Origin of the sequence: Streptomyces sp. CBMA123 (genome assembly GCF_014596465.1) — a bacterium.
GTDB lineage: Bacteria > Actinomycetota > Actinomycetes > Streptomycetales > Streptomycetaceae > Kitasatospora.
Map to the genome: position 1 here is coordinate 52966 of NZ_MECK01000001.1, position 14148 is coordinate 67113.

A 14148-nucleotide genomic window follows, 5' to 3' on the forward strand; every position below is an offset into this window, starting at 1 on the left:
CGGCCCGCGCGGGCGGGCCGGGGCCGTCGCATCCGTGTGCCGTCAGAGCCAGGGGATCTGCTCGGCGGAGTAGCGGTAGGCGCGGAAGACGGCGTTCTGCGCTCCACGGGAGGACTCCAGGCCCACCCCCTGGCCGAAGGCGCCGAACTCGGGCACGACGTACTCCCAGACCACGTCCCCGTCCGGGGTGACCTCGAAGAGTCGGCCGAAGGAGCCCTCGGCGATGAAGGTGTTGCCGTTGGGAAGCCGCTGGGCGCTGGACATGTAGGGGCTGTAGAAGTTCTGCGGCGGGTTGTCCTCGTACGTCCAGACCAGCCGGCCGCTCGCCGGGTCGATCTCGACGACCCGGGAGTAGGGCACCGAGGTGGTGTCGCGGTAGGTGCCGTTGTCGAAGACCAGGATGGTGCCGCCCGCCAGCTCGTGCGGGTGGTGCTGCTGGGCGAGCACGTCCGGGCCGAGCCGCCAGCGGACACTCCCGTCGGCCCGGTCGACGGCGACCGTCGTGGAGGCGCTGCGGAAGCCCACCACCACGCCGCCGTCGGCGAGTTCGTTGACGGTTTTGGCCATCGGCCAGTGCTCGCGGGCGAAGTGCGGGTTGAGCGGGGCCAGTTCGGGGTCGAGGTGCTCGATCGCGGCCCAGCGCCAGACCACTTCGCCCTCCCACGTGAGCTCGTACACCACGTCGCCGTAGGTGACTCCGCCGGGCGCCTCCGAGCCGGGGATGCCGCCCGAGATGCGGGCGGCGTCGGCCGGGTCGAGCGGCTCGACGCCGAGGACCAGCAGGTTTCCGTTGCGCAGCACGGACGCGTCGTGGTGGTGGAACGGGTTCCGGACCTCGCGCAGCACCGTGCCGTCCGGCGCGATCTCCTGGAGGATGCGGCATGCAAGTGAGTTGGAACTTATCGGCGGGTGCGAACGGTACCGGTCGGCCGCCGTCGAAGTCCTCGACGGCGGCCGGTGCCGGATCCCGCGGGTGGTTGCGGCGGAGAGTCAGCCGGCCCGGTTCAGGGCAGTGGTGGCCTTCGCGCGGTGGTCGAGGTGGCTGGCGACGTCGACGACGCCGTCCACGCTGCGGCACAGGCGCTCGACCACCGCCGCCTGGCCGCCGTGGCCGAGCGCGCCGGTGAGGGTCACGCGGCCGTCCTGCACCCGGACGTCCACGGTGTCCGGGTCGATGCCCAGGACGCGGCGCAGGACCTCGGCCCGGATCTCCTCGCGGATCGCCGCATCGTGGCGCAGGAACACGCGGAGCAGGTCGCTGCGGCTGACGATGCCCACCAGGCGGCCGGCCTCGTCGACGACGGGCAGGCGCTTGACGCGCTCGCTCTGCATCAGGCGGGCCGCTTCGACCACCGTCCACTCCGGGCGCGCGCACACGGCCGGGGTGGTCATGAGGCCCACGGCGGTGGTCGCCCGGCTGCGGGCGCGCTCGCGGGGCGGCAGGTCCGGGGTGAGCAGCAGTCCGGCGGGGTCCTCCTGGGCGGCCTCGTTGAGCAGCAGGTCGGCTTCGGAGACCAGACCGAGCGGCCGGTCCTCCTGGTCCAGGACGGGCACGGCGGTGATGTCGTGCTCGGCGAGCAGCCGGACGATCTCCTTGAATCCGGTGTCGGGCCGTACGTGCACGACCGCCGGGGTCATCAGTTCTCCCACGATCCGGTGTCGCATGGTCGGTTCGCTCCTTTCCGATCGGCGGCGCGGCCGCGCGTCGGGTGCTGGGTGTGCGGGTCAGTCGTTCCGGTGGCGGACCACGACGACGGGGCAGGGCGCGTGCTGGACGCAGTGCTGGCCTACCGAGCCGAGCAGGGCTCCGGTGAATCCTCCGTGGCCCCTGCTGCCGACGACCAGGAGTTCGGCGCCGCGGGCCGCGTCCAGCAGGCACGCCGCGGCGCCGCCCTCCTGCACCCGGGTCCTGATCTCGACCGGGCGTCGGAACCGGTCGCCACCGTGACGCTGTCGTCGAGGATCTTCCGCGCGATGCCCGGGAGATCCTCGTAGGCCTCGATCGGCACTGTCCACCCGGTGGCCACCGGGTGCTGCCACGCGATCAGGGCCTCCACCACGGCGCCCTGCATGCGGGCCTGGCCGACGGCCCACCGGAGTGCGTCGACCGATGCCGGCGATCCGTCGACACCGACCACGATCCGCTGCTCCGGTCCGGTCTGCTCGCTCACGTGCCTTCTCCTTCGTGTTCTCGTTGGTCTCAACCATCGGCACTGCCGGCGGACTTGCGAAGGACCGAACGGGTCCCGAAGGCCGGGACCTTCAGCCCGGCCCTTGCCCAGCACAGGAATGTGAGTTCCCTGCCGAAGGCGATGCCGTACGGTGCGGTCTTGGGCCTGCCGGTCCCGCCCGGACCGCGTGAGCGGTCGAGGCTGGGATCCGCCCCATGCCCCTCAGCGCCCCTTGCGCAGGGGGACGACGATCAACGGGCACTCCGCGTGCTCGACGAGGGCATGACTCACCGACCCCAGGAGCAGACCCCGGAAACTGCCGAGGCCCCGCGAACCGACAACGAGGCACAGGGCCCGAGTCGCCTCGCCCAGCAGTGCTCCCACGGGGCGCCCGAACACCACCTCGTGCTCGACTTCGACGGTCGCGCTTGCGCAACTCGGCGGTTGCGCGCAGCAGTTCGACCTCAGCGCGGCCTGCAGACTCAGCGCGCGCTGCGGAGGTCCGTTCCTGGCGGGCCCGGCAGACTCGGACTACGCGCAGCACGGCACCGCGTGCCGCGGCCTGCGCGAAGGCGAGTTCCAGAGCCGCCAGGGAGTCCTGCGATCCGTCCGCTCCGACGACGGCCAGCGGCCTGGTGCATTCACGGCGGTATCCGCCGTCTCGCGGACGACCGCCACCGGGCAGGGGGCGTGGGAGCTGAGCGACGCCGATCGGCGGGAGCGTGAGCACCTGCTCGGCAACCGGCCTGCGCTTGCCTCCGACGACCAGGAGCGAGGCGTCCGCGGCCTGCTCCAGCAGGCCTCGCGCCCGTGGCCCGTCGACCGCGCGGGTCTCGGTCTCCACACTGGGGTGCCTCTCCTCAACGAGCTTGAGTGCCTGTGCCAGGACGATGTCGCCCCCGACTCGGAGGTGATCGTTCAGCAGTCGCGGGGGTCCTCATCCGGATCGCTCTGCGGCCGCTCCAGGACGTGGACCAGCCGCAGCGCCCTGCCCGTGCGGGCGGCCTCGTCCGCCGCCCAGGTCACGGCTCCGCGGCTGGCCGCGGAGCGGCCGACGCCGACGACCAGGGGCCCGAGCAGGGACACGGGCGCGGGCACGGCGGGGGTTGGTCCGGGACTGTTCATGGGTCTCCTCCTCGGGTCCTGCGGTAGGTGTGCGCCCGGTCAACCCTTCCTTCCCGCACCGCTGTTCGGCAGGGTCCACATTGCCCTGCGGCAGGGCCCGAAGGTCCCGGTCCGCCGGTCCCGCGAACCCGGGATGCCACCGGGACCGTCGTTCCGCCATCGGTGACCAATGGCCCAACGACCCGTCGGCCGACTCGGGAGCAAGCTGTCGTCCGCACCCCCGATCGATGGACTCGATCGCCCGGCGTCGACCGCCGGGATCGCTGCTCATCCAGCCGATGGCGGTTCAGTGCACGACAGTTGAGGAGATCTCCGATGCCCAAGGCCCACCTGGTCGGAGGCGGCATCGCCGCCCTGTCCGCAGCAACGTTCCTCATCCGGGACGCGGGTTTCACCGGCGACGACATCCACCTCTACGAGGACCAGGAGGTGGTCGGCGGCAGCCTGGACGCGGGCGGTACGCCCGAGACGGGGTACACGATGCGCGGCGGCCGGATGTTCGAGGCACAGTTCCGCTGCACGTACGACCTGCTGTCCGGCATCCCGTCGCTGGACGACCCGTCGAAGTCGGCCACCCAGGACATCCTCGACTCACACGAGGAGTCCCCCTGGGACGACACCACCCGCCTGGTGCGGGCGGGTGGCGAGATCTGCGACGGACACGCCATGGGCTTCTCCGAACGCCACCGGCTCGAACTGGTCAAGTGCCTGGCCACGCCCGAGCGGCTGCTGGACGGCAAGCGCATCACGGACTGCTTCGACGAGGGCTTCTTCACCACCGACTTCTGGTACATGTGGTGCACCACCTTCGCGTTCGAACCCTGGCACAGCGCCATCGAGTTCCAGCGCTACCTCAAGCGCTTCATCCACCTCTTCCCGGAGTTCCAGACGATGTCCGGGATCTACCGGACCCGCTACAACCAGTACGACTCGATCGTCCGCCCGCTCACCGCCTGGCTCCTGGAGCAGGGAGTCCACCTCCACACCGGCCGCCGAGTCGCGGACCTGGCCTTCCGGCGCGGGCCGGGAACGAGCGTCGAGCGCATCCACTTCACCGGCGCGCACGCCGACATCCCGGTTGCCGAGGACGACCTCGTGTTCGTCACCAACGGCTCGATGACCGCCGACTCCGTCCTCGGCTCCCACACCGCCCCGCCGGCGAGCCCGAACACCTCCCTCAGCCCCGACTCCTTCCTGCTGTGGCACCGGATAGCGCGCGGCCGCGAGGACTTCGGCAACCCCGCCGTCTTCGACCACCACCCGGACGAATCCACCTGGGAGTCCTTCACCGTCACGGCCAAGGACCCCGCCTTCCTCGACTGGATGGAGAAGTTCACCGGCCGCCCGACCGGCCACGGCGGACTGCTCACCCTCACCGACTCCCCGTGGCTGCTCACCGTCGTCGTCAACCGCCAGCCGGTCTACCAGCAGCAGCCCGAGGAGGTATCCGTGTGGTGGGGCTACGGCCTCTTCCCCGACAAGCCCGGCACCTTCGTCAAGAAGCCGATGAGGGAGTGCAGCGGCGCGGAGATCCTCCAGGAAGTCCTCCAGCACCTGGCCGTGGACCCCGACACCGCCGAGAAGATCGCCGAGACCTCGACCGCCATCCCCTGCCTGATGCCCTACATCACCAGCCAGTTCCTGGCACGAAGCCACGGCGACCGGCCGCAGGTGGTCCCGAAGGGCTCCACCAACCTCGCCTTCATCGGCCAGTACGCCGAGGTCCCCGACGACGTCGTCTTCACCGTCGAGTACTCCGTACGCACCGCCTGGGCCGCCGTCGCGCAACTGCTCGACCTCGACCGGCAGCCCCCGGCTGTCCACAAGGGCCACCACGACCCGCACGTCCTGGCCCAGGCCCTGCACACCATGCACCGCAAGTAGCCCGACCGGCGCACCCCGGGGAGGCGGGCGCGGCGCCGTCCGCCTCCCCGCTCCACCCGGCCCCGGTGCCTGGGAGCTCGGCGCCTCAAGGCCCGGCGGACGGTCCTGTCCCGGCGCCACAGAACGACCGATCCATCGTGAAATCGACAAGGAGAGCTCGCCATGGCCGTCCATCACCCGCACCTCCCCCGGTTCACCCACCGTCTGACCACGGGCCGGCGCCCGGTCGCGACCCGGCGCTCCCGGGAGACATCGGGCGCCGTCGCCCTGACCACCGGGGCAGGGCTCGCGATCGCGGGCGCCAGGATCACCGTCGGCTTCGTCTTCCTCTGGGCCTTCCTCGACAAGACATTCGGCCTCGGCTACGCCACCGGAGAGGCCGGCTCTTGGCTCAACGGCGGCTCCCCGACGAAGGGCTTCCTCAGCCACGTCTCGGCCGGTCCGCTCCAGTCCACCTTCCACGCCTGGGCCGGGCAGGCCTGGGCCGACTGGCTGTTCATGCTCGGCCTGCTCGGCATCGGCCTCGCCTTCGTCGGCGGCGTCGGGATGCGCGTCGCCGCCGGTGGCGGCACCCTGCTCCTGGCCCTGATGTGGGCCGCCGAGTGGCCGCCCGCCCGGCAGCTGGCCAACGGCGCCGCCAGCGGTTCCAGCAACCCCGTCGTCGACTACCACGTCGTCTACGCGCTGCTGCTCATCGCGCTGGCCGCCGTCGGCGCGGGCGATGTCTGGGGGCTGGGGCGCCGCTGGGCTGCCCTCCCGGTCGTCCGCGAGCACGCCTGGCTCCGCTGAGACCCCACCGCCGTCCCGGAAGCACCGCACACTGAGGCCCCGCGGCCGGAGCCCGGCGGCACCAACCCCTCCACGGGGAAGGTGCCGTCGGCTCCGGCGGTTTCCGGTTCAGCGCGCCCCTGATCTCCGACACCACACCGGCAGACATCGCTGCCGGCTGGGGCAGCCAGACCAAGGCCGGCGCACCGTGTCAGGCCGCGGCGCCCACCCGCCGCGGCACTTCGGCTCCCGGGCACACGAGAGCGAGGCTTCCCGTCGGGGAGCCTCGCTCTCGTGCGATGCGTCGGCGTCCGGTCAGGTACGTCAGACGGTGTGCAGGCCGTGGGCCTCGAACACGGCACGCGCCTGCGCCGTCTGGTCGCTGGTGGGCGCCGGGGTGTCCGCCAGCGTGCAGTCCAGGCCCAGCGCACGCCACTTCGCCATGCCGAGCTTGTGGAACGGGAGGACGTCGACCCTGGTGACGTTGCCCAGCGACGCGGCGAAGGCGGCGACCCCCTCGACGTTCTCGATGGGGTCGGTCAGGCCGGGGACGAGGACGAAGCGGACCCAGGCCTCCTTGCCGAGATCCGCCAGACGGCGGGCGAAGTCCAGGGTGGGGGCCAGCTCCCGCCCGGTCAGGTGCCGGTAGAGGGCGCGGTCCCAGGACTTGACGTCGAGCAGGACGAGGTCGGTGTCGGCGAGCAGCGCGTCGGTGGCGCGGATGCCCAGGAAGCCGGAGGTGTCCAGCGCGGTGTGCAGGCCGAGTTCGTGCTTGAAGCGGTGCAGCAACTCGCCGGTGAAAACCGGCTGAAGCAGCGGCTCGCCACCGCTGACGGTGGCGCCGCCGCCGGAGGCGCGGATGAACTCGACGCACTTGGCCGCCTCGCTGACGATCTCGTCCGCGCGGATGCGCCGCCCGTCACGCAGGTGCCAGGTATCGGGGTTGTGGCAGTACAGGCAGCGCAGCGGGCACCCGGCCAGGAAGGCGACGAAGCGGGTGCCGGGGCCGTCGACACCGGTGGACAGGTCCCAGGAGTGGAACATTCCGCCGGCCGGGCGCCTGCTGGCGACGGCGGCCGGTGTCGCGGCCGACGCGGATCGATTCGACAGATGGACGGGCAGAACGGGGTCGGGCATGGGAATCTCCCGGTAAAGCGCGGTGCCGGCGCCCTTGGTCGGGGATGCGCCGGCACCGCGAGCGGGGGTGAGGCCTACAGGGCGTCGTGGAAGGTGCGGCCGATCACGTCGAACTGCTGCTCCCGCGTGAGGCGGACGAAGTTGACCGCGTAGCCGCTGACCCGGATGGTCAGCTGCGGGTACTTCTCCGGGTGGTCCATGGCGTCCAACAGGGTGTCCCGGTCGAGGACGTTGACGTTCATGTGGAAGCCGTGGCAGGTGACGTAGCCGTCCAGGACGCCCACCAGGTTGGTGATCCGCTCGGCCTCGGTGCGCCCGAGCGCGTCCGGGGTGACGGTGTTGGTGAGCGAGATGCCGTCCTCGGCCTGCTGGTACGGCAGCTTCGCGACGGAGAGCGCGCTGGCCACGTAGCCGTGGACGTCGCGCCCGTTCATCGGGTTGGCGCCGGGGGAGAACGGCTCGCCAGTCCGCCGTCCGTCCGGGGTGTTGCCGGTCTTCTTGCCGTAGACGACGTTGGAGGTGATGGTCAGGACGGACTGGGTGTGCTCGGCGCCCCGATAGGTGGGGTGCTTGCGCACCTTCGCCATGAAGTCCTCGACCAGCCGGACCGCGATGTCGTCCGCCCGGTCGTCGTTGTTGCCGTACGCCGGATACTCCCCGTCGACGAGGTAGTCGGTGACCAGCCCGGTCTCGTCCCGCACGGGCCGGACCTTCGCGTACTTGATGGCCGACAGCGAGTCGGCGGCCACCGCGAGCCCGGCGATGCCGCAGGCCATGGTGCGCCGGACGTCCCGGTCGTGCAGGGCCATCTCGATCCGCTCGTAGGCGTACCTGTCGTGCATGTAGTGGATGACGTTCAGGGCGTGGACGTACGTCCCGGCCAGCCACTCCAACTGCTCGTCGAGGCGGGCCAGCACCTCGTCGTAGTCGAGCACGGTTCCGTCGACCGGATCGGTGGCCGGGCCGACCTGGGCGCCGGTCAGCTCGTCCCGGCCGCCGTTGATCGCGTAGAGGAGGGTCTTGGCGAGGTTGACCCGGGCGCCGAAGAACTGCATCTGCTTGCCGACCTCCATGGCGGAGACGCAGCAGGCGATCGCGGTGTCGTCGCCGAAGCGCGGGCGCATCAGCTCGTCGGACTCGTACTGCACCGAGGAGGTGTCGATCGACACTCGGGCGCAGAACTCCTTGAATCCCCTTGGGAGTTGCGGAGACCAGAAGACCGTCATGTTGGGCTCGGGCGCCGGGCCCAGGTTGTAGAGGGTCTGCAGGTAGCGGAAGGACGTCCGGGTGGCCAGCGTCCGCCCGTCGGCGCCCATGCCGCCGATCGACTCGGTGACCCAGGTCGGGTCCCCGGAGAACAGCTCGTCGTACTCGGGGGTGCGCAGGAAGCGGACGATTCGGAGCTTGATGACGAAGTCGTCCACCAGCTCCTGGGCCTGGCGCTCCGTCAGTACACCTTCGGCCAGGTCGCGCTGGAGATAGACGTCGAGGAAGGTCGAGGTGCGGCCGAGCGACATCGCCGCGCCGTTCTGCTCCTTGACCGCCGCCAGGTAGGCGAAGTAGAGCCACTGGATCGCCTCGCGGGCGGTCGCGGCCGGGCCCGAGATGTCGTACCCGTAGCCGTCGGCCATCTGCTTGAGTTCGCCCAGCGCCCGGATCTGCTCGGCGAGTTCCTCGCGTTCGCGGATCGTCTCCTCCAGCCGGGCGGGGTCGGTGGGCGCCGCGTCCAGTTCGGCCTTCTCGGCGAGCTTGGCCTCGATCAGACGGTCCACGCCGTACAGGGCGACGCGGCGGTAGTCGCCGATGATCCGCCCGCGCCCGTAGGCGTCCGGCAGGCCGGTGATGACGCCGGCCTTGCGGGCGGCGAGGATCTCGGGGGTGTAGGCGTCGAAGACGCCGTCGTTGTGGGTCTTGCGGTACTCGGTGAAGACCTTCTCCAGCTGCGGGTCGACCGGGTAGCCGTAGGTGCGCAGCGCGCCAGCGACCATCCGCCAGCCGCCGCTCGGCATGATCGCGCGCTTGAGCGGGGCGTCGGTCTGCAGGCCGACGATCAACTCCCGTTCCCGGTCGATGTATCCAGGCGCATGCGCGGTGATGCTCGACGGGACGTCGTACGCGATGTCGAGGACCCCCTTGGCGCGCTCCTCGGGGAAGCGGGCGGTGATCCGCTTCCACACGGCCGACGTCCGCTCGGTGGGACCGACCAGGAAGGAACTGTCGCCCTCGTACGGGGTGTAGTTGTGCTGGATGAAGTCACGGACGTCGATCGCGTCCCGCCAGAGTCCGCCCTTGAAGCCGGCCCAGGCGCTCGTGGTGTTTTCCTGCTGCGAGGTGGCCATGTCGGTGTCCTCTCTCAGGCCTCGTCGCCGTAGTAGGCCTGGCGCATCAGCTGCTGCATGTCGGCGACCATCGGCATCCGGGGGTTGGCGGGGGCGCACTGGTCCTCGTAGGCGTTCATCGCCTGCTGGGGCAGGGCGGCGAGGAAGGCCGCCTCGTCCACGCCCGCCGCCTTGAAGGAGCGCGGGATGCCGACCTTGTCGCGCAGTTCCTCGACCGCCGCCGCGAGGGACTCGACGCCCTGCTCCGGGGTCGCGGCCGGCAGGCCGAGCATCCGGGCGATGGCCTGATAGCGCTCCGGGGCGGTGTAGCTCTGGTACTTGGGCCAGCCGGTGACCTTCGCCGGGGCGGAGCCGTTCCAGCGGATCACGTGCGGCAGCAGCAGGGCGTTGGTGCGGCCGTGGGCGATGTGGAAGGTGGCGCCGAGGGTGTGAGCCATGGCGTGGACCGCGCCCAGGAAGGCGGAGCCGAAGGCCATTCCGGCGATCGTCCCGGCGTTGTGCATCTTCTCCCGTGCCACCGGGTCGTCCGGGCCGTTCAGCACGGCCCGTTCCAGGTTCTCGAAGATGAGCCGGATACCCTGGAGCGCCAGGCCGTCGGTGAAGTCGTTGGCGTAGACGGACACGTAGGTCTCGATGCAGTGGGTGAGGGCGTCGAAGCCGGTGTCCGCGGTGACGTGCTTCGGCAGGCCGGTGGTGAGCGCCGGGTCGACGATGGCCACGCTCGGGGTGAGCGCGTAGTCGGCGAGCGGGTACTTCTGGCCGGTGGCGGTGTCGGTGATCACCGCGAAGGGGGTGACCTCGCTGCCGGTGCCGGAGGTGGTCGGGATGCACACCAGCTTGGCCTTCTCGCCGAGGTCGGGAAAGGTGAAGGCGCGCTTGCGGATGTCGAAGAACTTCTCCTTCAGGTCCGCGAACTCGACCTCCGGGTGCTCGTACATCAGCCACATCACCTTGGCGGCGTCCATCGGTGAGCCGCCGCCGAGCGCGATGATGGTGTCCGGTTCGAACTCCCGCATCAGGGCGGCGCCCTTGCGTACGGTGTCGATGCTCGGATTGGGCTCGACGTCGTCCACCACCCGCACCTCGACCGGGTCGCGGCGGCGGTCGAGCACGCCGCGGATCCGCTCCAGGTGGCCGATCTCCACCATGGTCCGGTCGGTGACAACGACGATCCGGTGGGCGTTCGGCATGCTCGCCAGGTACTTGACCGAGTTGCGCTCGAAGTAGATCTTCGGCGGGACCTTGAACCACTGCATGTTGGTGTTGCGCCGCCCGATCCGCTTGATGTTGACGAGGTTCAGCGCCGAGACGTTCCCGGACACCGAGTTGTGCCCGTAGCTGCCGCAGCCGAGGGTCAGCGAGGGGGTGAAGGCGTTGTAGACGTCGCCGATGCCGCCCTGCGAGCTGGGCGCGTTCCAGATGATCCGGCAGGCCTTGACCGCGTGCCCGAACTCCTCGGCGAACGCCGCGTCCTCGGTGTGCACCGCGGCCGAGTGCCCGAGGCCGTCGAACTCCACCATCGCAGCGGCCAGTTCGACACCCTCGCGGCGCGAGCGGGCGGTGAGGACGGCGAGCACCGGGCAGAGCTTCTCCCGGGTCAGCGGTTCGGCCGGCCCGACCCGGTCGCAGTCGGCGAGGATCACCGAGGTGTCGGCCGGCACCTCGAAGCCCGCCTCCTCGGCCACCTGCGCGGCCGAACGGCCCACCACCGCCGAGTTCAGCCGGCCGCCGGCGCAGCCGGTACCGTCGCCGGTACCGTCGCCGGTACCGAACAGGTACCGCTCCAGCAGCGCCTTCTCCTCGACGCTCGCGTGGTGCGCCTTCAGCTTCCGGAACTCGGCGAGCGCGGCGTCGCGGATCTCCGCGTCCAGGACGACGGCCTGTTCGGAGGCGCAGATCATGCCGTTGTCGAAGGACTTGGACAGGACGATGTCGTTGACCGCCCGCTTCAGGTCCGCGCTCCGCTCCACGTACGCCGGCACGTTGCCCGCGCCAACGCCCAGAGCCGGCTTGCCGCACGAGTACGCGGCCCGCACCATCGCGTTGCCGCCGGTGGCCAGGATCGTCGCGACGTCCGGGTGCTTCATCAGCGCGCCGGTGGCCGCCATCGACGGCTCCTCGATCCACTGGATGCAGTGCTCCGGCGCGCCGGCCGCCACCGCCGCGTCCCGCACGATCCGGGCCGCCTCGGCGGAGCAACGCTGGGCCGAGGGGTGGAAGCCGAAGACGATCGGGTTGCGGGTCTTGAGCGCGAGCAGGCACTTGAAGATCGTCGTCGAGGTCGGGTTGGTGACCGGGGTGATACCCGCGACCACGCCGACCGGCTCGGCGATCTCCACGATGCCGTCGATCTCGTCCCGGTGCACCACCCCGACCGTTTTCGTCCGGGCCATCACATGGGTGACGTTCTCGCAGGCGAAGACGTTCTTCACCGCCTTGTCCTCGAACACCCCGCGCCCGGTCTCCTCCACCGCCAGCACCGCGAGGCCGGTGTGCCGCTCCAGCGCGGCCAGCGAGGCCTTCTTGACGATGTGATCGACCTGCTCCTGGGTGAACGGCGCATACGCGGCCAGCGCGTCGAGCGCGTTGCGCACCAGACGGTCGACAGCGATGTCCGCGGTCGGCACTGTGACCTGGGCCTGGACCGGGACGGAGGGGGCTTTCGCCTCGGTCTGTGTCTGGCGGGGCATGGGCTGGACCACCTTTCGGTTTCCGGGGAAGCTGGCGCCCGCAGATGTCCGGTCGGGCTGTCCACCGACAGCCTCCCCCGGCCGATGCGGGCCGGGCCCCGGCCATTGGGGGTAGTCCTGCGGGCCGAAGGTCCTCTCGTTCGCCCGCGCCCGCGTGGTCCCCCGTGGACACGCCGACGGCCGTGGTGCGGACCGCTGTCGGTCCGCACCACGGCCGTGCGCGGGGCCGGCCTCAGTCGTGCGGCACGATCGCGACCGGGCTGTGCGCGTGGTGGAGCACGGCGTGGGCGACGGAGCCCAGCCAGGGCGCGGCCGGGTGGAGCCTGGGCCGGCGGCGTCCCACCACCGTCAGGCAGGCGCTCCGGGAGGCCTCCACCAGCGCCCGTCCGGCCGGCCAGGCGGTGAGCTCGGCCTGGACCCGGACCTCCGGGTGCTTCTCCCGCCAGGGGGCCAGGGCGTCCTGGAGCCGCATCAGCTCCGCGGCTTCCAACGCCTCCCTGATCTCCCGCTGGTCCACCACGGCCTCGGTCGAGTACGGCCCCGCGGGCACCTTCCGGCTCTCCAGCACGCGCAGCGTCGCGCCCCGTGCCGCGGCCTGTTCGAAGGCGAAGGCGATGACGTCCGGGCAGGCCTGGTCGCTGTCCAGCCCGACCACCACGTCGCCCGAGCCGCCGCCCTGGCCGTCGGCCCCGGCGCGGAGCAGCACGACGGGGCAGTTCGCGTGGCCCGCCACCCGCAGCGAGACGGAGCCGACCAGCAGCCCGGCGAACCCTCCCAGGCCGCGCGAGCCGAGCACCAGCAGGCCGTTGCGGCCCCCGGCGGCGGCGAGCGCGTAGGCCGGGTTCCCCGGCATGTGCTCGCAGGTCAGCTCCAGGCCGGGCAGCACGCTCGCTATGTGGTCCCGGGTGGCGAGCACCGACGGCGGCAGCGGCTCGCCGCCGCGGTCGGCCTCCCCGGGCGCGGGCGAGCTCGCGCCCCCGGCGTGGAGCAGCCGCAGCGGCCGGCCGCTGCGGCGCGCCTCCTGGGCAGCCCACTCGGCGGCGGCTGTACTCGTTCCCGATCCGTCGACTCCGACCACTACGGCGTACGGCATGATGACGGCCCTCCCTCGTTCGACGGTCCCGGCGCGGATGCCGGCGACCCCGGTGCGCGATCCACGATCGCGGTCGCCGCGGGCCGGTCCCAGGGGCCGAGCAGCCCCCAGGTGTGGCCCGAAGGTCCCGCTCACGCCTCCGGGACGATGGCGACCGGGCAGAGCGTGTGGTGCAGGACGGCGTGGCCGACCGGGCCGAGCGCGCCGACCAGGACTGCGGGCCGCCTGCCCAGCACCAGCAGTCGGGCCTTGGCCGACGCCTCCACCAGCGCCAGGCCCGCTCCCGCGCCTGTGCTGTCCGCGACGGCCTCGACCTCGGGATGGGCGGCCTGCCACGGCGCGAGGGTGCGGGCGAGGAGTTCGTCCTCGTCGTCCTGTGCCCCGGCGGCCGAGGCGTGGACGACGTGCAGCGGCAGTCCGTGGCGGCGTGCAGCGGCGAAGGCGAACTCCAGGGCCGCTTCGGTGGGTCGGCGGGCGTCCAGCCCGAGCACGATCTGCTCGCGCGGTTCCGGACCCGGAGGGTCCACCGGGAGCACCACGGTCGGGCAGCCTGCTCGGGCGGCCAGGTGCAGGGCGGTGGACCCGATGCGCAGTCCGGGGAAGCCGCCGGCACCGCGGGCGGCGACAACGAGCAGTTCGGCGTCCTCCCCCGCGGCCACCAGCGCTGCGGTGGCGAGGTCGTGGACCTCCTCGGTGCGGGTCTCCAGCTGCGGGTAGCGCACCGCCAGGACGTGGCGGACCTCGTGCAGAAGGGCGCCTGGGTCGGGCCGCCGTCCTGCCGACCAGCTGGGGAGCAGATGAGGCATCAGGGGCAGGGCGTGCAGGACGCGCAGCGGGCAGCCGCGCAGCAGCGCCTCGCGGGCGGCCCGGTCGGCGGCGGTCAGGCTGGTGTCGGAGCCGTCGATTCCGACGGTGACGGGTAGCTCCATGGTGCTGTTCTC

General features: G+C 71.7%; 12 protein-coding genes and 2 pseudogenes. 2 read left to right on the forward strand and 12 right to left on the reverse strand.

All coding sequences use genetic code 11. The features are described 5' to 3' along the window. Positions 1–42 precede the first annotated feature (42 nt). From BG452_RS00210 to BG452_RS00230, 7 genes and pseudogenes are all read right to left on the reverse strand, one after another. Positions 43–846: an aryl-sulfate sulfotransferase gene (locus tag BG452_RS00210; RefSeq protein WP_317620835.1), complete on the reverse strand. Its 804-nt coding sequence runs from the start codon at positions 844–846 to the stop codon at positions 43–45. A gap of 144 nt (positions 847–990) precedes the next feature. Then, on the reverse strand, positions 991–1665 hold the full coding sequence (locus BG452_RS00215; protein WP_188302028.1) for a CBS domain-containing protein: 675 nt from the start codon (positions 1663–1665) through the stop codon (positions 991–993). A 60-nt stretch (positions 1666–1725) separates the two neighbouring features. Further along, positions 1726–2094 (reverse strand): universal stress protein, encoded by a 369-nt coding sequence (locus tag BG452_RS00220; RefSeq protein WP_317620853.1) that lies wholly within the window; start codon positions 2092–2094, stop codon positions 1726–1728. Beyond that, positions 2040–2285, reverse strand: a pseudogene (locus BG452_RS47525) (universal stress protein); the annotation flags it as partial. The gene BG452_RS00220 and the pseudogene BG452_RS47525, both read right to left, overlap by 55 nt. A gap of 108 nt (positions 2286–2393) precedes the next feature. Beyond that, positions 2394–2573, reverse strand: a complete 180-nt coding sequence (locus BG452_RS46860) for a universal stress protein (RefSeq protein ID WP_411292864.1) — start codon at positions 2571–2573, stop codon at positions 2394–2396. Positions 2574–2586: 13 nt separating this feature from the next. After that, positions 2587–3015, reverse strand: a pseudogene (locus BG452_RS47990) (universal stress protein); the annotation flags it as partial. 74 nt (positions 3016–3089) lie between these two features. After that, positions 3090–3296, reverse strand: a complete 207-nt coding sequence (locus tag BG452_RS00230) for a universal stress protein (protein ID WP_188302029.1) — start codon at positions 3294–3296, stop codon at positions 3090–3092. Between the two features lie 315 nt (positions 3297–3611). Here BG452_RS00230 and BG452_RS00235 point away from each other — a divergent pair, with 315 nt between their 5' ends. Next, positions 3612–5180 (forward strand): oleate hydratase, encoded by a 1569-nt coding sequence (locus tag BG452_RS00235; protein WP_188302030.1) that lies wholly within the window; start codon positions 3612–3614, stop codon positions 5178–5180. Positions 5181–5342: 162 nt separating this feature from the next. Then, complete coding sequence (locus BG452_RS00240; protein WP_188302031.1) at positions 5343–5969, forward strand: hypothetical protein; 627 nt, start codon at positions 5343–5345, stop codon at positions 5967–5969. Positions 5970–6272: 303 nt separating this feature from the next. Here BG452_RS00240 and pflA read toward each other — a convergent pair whose 3' ends face one another. The 5 genes from pflA to BG452_RS00265 form a co-directional block, all read right to left on the reverse strand. Then, positions 6273–7085: a pyruvate formate-lyase-activating protein gene (pflA, locus tag BG452_RS00245; RefSeq protein ID WP_188302032.1), complete on the reverse strand. Its 813-nt coding sequence runs from the start codon at positions 7083–7085 to the stop codon at positions 6273–6275. A gap of 74 nt (positions 7086–7159) precedes the next feature. After that, positions 7160–9424: a formate C-acetyltransferase gene (gene pflB, locus BG452_RS00250; protein WP_188302033.1), complete on the reverse strand. Its 2265-nt coding sequence runs from the start codon at positions 9422–9424 to the stop codon at positions 7160–7162. Positions 9425–9438: 14 nt separating this feature from the next. Next, the gene (adhE, locus tag BG452_RS00255; RefSeq protein WP_188302034.1) at positions 9439–12114 is read right to left on the reverse strand and encodes a bifunctional acetaldehyde-CoA/alcohol dehydrogenase; all 2676 of its coding nucleotides are present in this window, start codon (positions 12112–12114) and stop codon (positions 9439–9441) included. 232 nt (positions 12115–12346) lie between these two features. Beyond that, on the reverse strand, positions 12347–13207 hold the full coding sequence (locus BG452_RS00260; RefSeq protein WP_188302035.1) for a universal stress protein: 861 nt from the start codon (positions 13205–13207) through the stop codon (positions 12347–12349). Between the two features lie 131 nt (positions 13208–13338). Next, positions 13339–14136 carry a universal stress protein gene (locus BG452_RS00265; protein WP_188302036.1) on the reverse strand — a complete coding sequence of 266 codons (798 nt, stop codon included), beginning with the start codon at positions 14134–14136 and terminating at the stop codon, positions 13339–13341. Positions 14137–14148 lie beyond the last annotated feature (12 nt).

What these genes read in the sequence shown, in the direction of transcription:
- pflB (WP_188302033.1), bottom strand. Translation starts at nt 9,424, where the DNA reads ATGGCCACCTCGCAGCAGGAAAACACCACGAGCGCCTGGGCCGGCTTC.
- BG452_RS00215 (WP_188302028.1), bottom strand. Translation starts at nt 1,665, where the DNA reads ATGCGACACCGGATCGTGGGAGAACTGATGACCCCGGCGGTCGTGCAC.
- BG452_RS00240 (WP_188302031.1), top strand. Translation starts at nt 5,343, where the DNA reads ATGGCCGTCCATCACCCGCACCTCCCCCGGTTCACCCACCGTCTGACC.
- BG452_RS00235 (WP_188302030.1), top strand. Translation starts at nt 3,612, where the DNA reads ATGCCCAAGGCCCACCTGGTCGGAGGCGGCATCGCCGCCCTGTCCGCA.
- BG452_RS00265 (WP_188302036.1), bottom strand. Translation starts at nt 14,136, where the DNA reads ATGGAGCTACCCGTCACCGTCGGAATCGACGGCTCCGACACCAGCCTG.
- adhE (WP_188302034.1), bottom strand. Translation starts at nt 12,114, where the DNA reads ATGCCCCGCCAGACACAGACCGAGGCGAAAGCCCCCTCCGTCCCGGTC.
- pflA (WP_188302032.1), bottom strand. Translation starts at nt 7,085, where the DNA reads ATGCCCGACCCCGTTCTGCCCGTCCATCTGTCGAATCGATCCGCGTCG.
- BG452_RS00230 (WP_188302029.1), bottom strand. Translation starts at nt 3,296, where the DNA reads ATGAACAGTCCCGGACCAACCCCCGCCGTGCCCGCGCCCGTGTCCCTG.
- BG452_RS00260 (WP_188302035.1), bottom strand. Translation starts at nt 13,207, where the DNA reads ATGCCGTACGCCGTAGTGGTCGGAGTCGACGGATCGGGAACGAGTACA.